Below are 2,129 nucleotides of genomic sequence, written 5' to 3'. Positions count from 1 at the left end.
CATCGGCAGCCGCCAGACCTTGCGCTCGGGAGTTGCGAAATAATCCAATCGCGTCACCGAGCAATTGTCGATGTCGAACGACAATCCCCGCTCCGGCTGGCCGTCGAGCGCGAGCCCCAGCGCCGCCTTGATGGTGCCGCCATGCGCGACCGCGATGATGTCCTGGCCTGCCGCCTCGGCGTTGATCCGCTCTATGGTGCGGCGCGTGCGGTTGTAGAGATCCATGAAGCTCTCGCCGCCGGGCGCGGGCTCGTTGATGTCGGCAAACCAGCTCGTGCCCACGGGGCGGCTGGCGATGAACTGGGCGCGGTTCATGCCCTGCCATCGGCCGAGATTTTGCTCGGCAAGGTCCGCTTCCCATTTCATCGACGCAGGCCTTGGGAAGCCGGCCGCCCAGATCGCTTCCGCGGTCTGGTGCGTGCGCACCAGATTGCTCGAATACCAGACCGCCGTGCGTGGCAGCACCTTGGCAACAGCGTTGAACACATAGGTATCGCTGGTGTCGCAGGCGATGTCGCTTTGTCCGTAGATGTTGCCGCCGTCGTTGCGCACCGGCGCGTGACGGACCCACCACCACCGTGTCATGACCACATTGGGCTTGTCTGCGCCTGCCATCGAAACCCTTCCATCCCGTTTGATGTCGCTGTACGTCAGGTGTGAACGTGTCTCAAGACACTTTACCGTTTGAAATCTTGTTTGAAATTCCGTCGCGCGGCAAGCGTCGCACGAGGCACCACAGGGAGAAACGCATGGGCCGCCTGCAAGGCAAATCCGTCATCATCACCGGCGCCGGCAGCGGCATCGGTCGCGCCGCCGCGCTGCTGTTCACCCGGGAAGGCGCCAAGCTGATCGCGGTCGATCGCACCGAGGCGGTGAAGGAGACCGTCGACGAGGTGAAGAAGGCCGGCGGCATCGCGGAAGCCATGATCGCCGACGCGGGCTCCGAGACGGACGTCATCGCCGTGATCGACAACGCGGTGCAGACCCATGGCCGGCTCGACGTGATCTGGGCCAATGCCGGCGTCAGCGGCGGCCTCGTCCCGCTCGGCGAGCAAACCGTCGAGCATTGGCAGGAGGTGTTGCGCGTCAATCTGATCGGGCCGTTCCTCGCGGTGAAGCATGCGATGCCGCATATGGTGAAGCAGCAGTCCGGCGCGATCGTGCTGACCGCGTCCGTCGCAGGCCTCAAGGCCGGCGCCAGCGGGCATCCCTATGCCGCGAGCAAGGCCGGCGTGATCAGCCTGGTGCAGACCACGGCGTATTCGCTCACCGGAACCGGCGTGCGCATCAACGCGGTGTGCCCGGGCCTGATCGAGACCGGCATGACAAAACCGATCTTCGACCGCGCCAAGGAGCGCGGCACCCAGGACAAGATCGGCCAGCTCAATCCGCTCAAGCGCCCCGGCCAACCGCACGAGCTCGCGGCGATGGGCCTGTTCCTGGCCAGCGACGAAGCCTCGTATGTGAACGGCCAGGCGTTCCCGGTCGACGGCGGCCTCACCGCGTCGATGCCGTATACGGGCAAGCCGGTTTAACTCTCGCGTGTCCCGGACGCGCTGCAACGCGAAGCGTTGCTGCGCAGAGCCGGGACCCAGCCGAGACCGCACGGCTCGCTGATGCATGGGCCCCGGCTCTGCAGCGCACCGCCGAAGAGGCGCTGCGCAGCGTCCGGGGCACGAGAGCAGCGTTTGGCGCGCAACTGCATCAACATCGTCATTGCGAGCGTAGCGAAGCAATCCAAACTGTCGCTGCGGAAGGACTCTGGATTGCTTCGCTGCGCTCGCAATGACGGCGAGTGAAGTAGCAACGCCCCCCACTCTCGTGTCCCGGACGCGCTGCAGCGTTCTTACGCTGCTGCGCAGAGCCGGGACCCAGGAAGCCGCAGCACGTGCTGATACGTGGGCCCCGGCTCTGCAGCGCACCGCCGAAGAGGCGCTGCGCAGCGTCCGGGGCACGAGAGCAGCGTTTGGCGCGCAACTGCATCAACATCGTCATTGCGAGCGTAGCGAAGCAATCCAAACTGTCGCTGCGGAAGGACTCTGGATTGCTTCGCTGCGCTCGCAATGACGGCGAGTGAAGTAGCAACGCCCCCCACTCTCGTGTCCCGGACGCGCTGCAGCGTTCTTACG

At 65.4% G+C, this 2,129-nt stretch carries 2 protein-coding genes; one reads left to right on the top strand and one right to left on the bottom strand.

The window, feature by feature from the left end:
• The coding region (locus IC66_RS0130390) for a histidine phosphatase family protein (RefSeq protein WP_049806673.1) at nt 1-615 on the bottom strand (615 nt) is incomplete at its 3' end.
• A gap of 134 nt (nt 616-749) precedes the next feature.
• Here IC66_RS0130390 and IC66_RS0130385 point away from each other — a divergent pair.
• The gene (locus IC66_RS0130385; RefSeq protein ID WP_038950189.1) at nt 750-1,535 is read left to right on the top strand and encodes an SDR family NAD(P)-dependent oxidoreductase; all 786 of its coding nucleotides are present in this window, start codon (nt 750-752) and stop codon (nt 1,533-1,535) included.
• Nucleotides 1,536-2,129 lie beyond the last annotated feature (594 nt).

Source organism: Bradyrhizobium genomosp. III, assembly GCF_000261705.1.
Lineage (GTDB): Bacteria > Pseudomonadota > Alphaproteobacteria > Rhizobiales > Xanthobacteraceae > Bradyrhizobium > Bradyrhizobium ottawaense.
This window is presented reverse-complemented; position numbering and strand designations above follow the sequence as displayed.

Excerpts from the sequence above, each read along its gene's own strand:
- IC66_RS0130385 (WP_038950189.1), top strand. The coding sequence starts at position 750 with ATGGGCCGCCTGCAAGGCAAATCCGTCATCATCACCGGCGCCGGCAGC.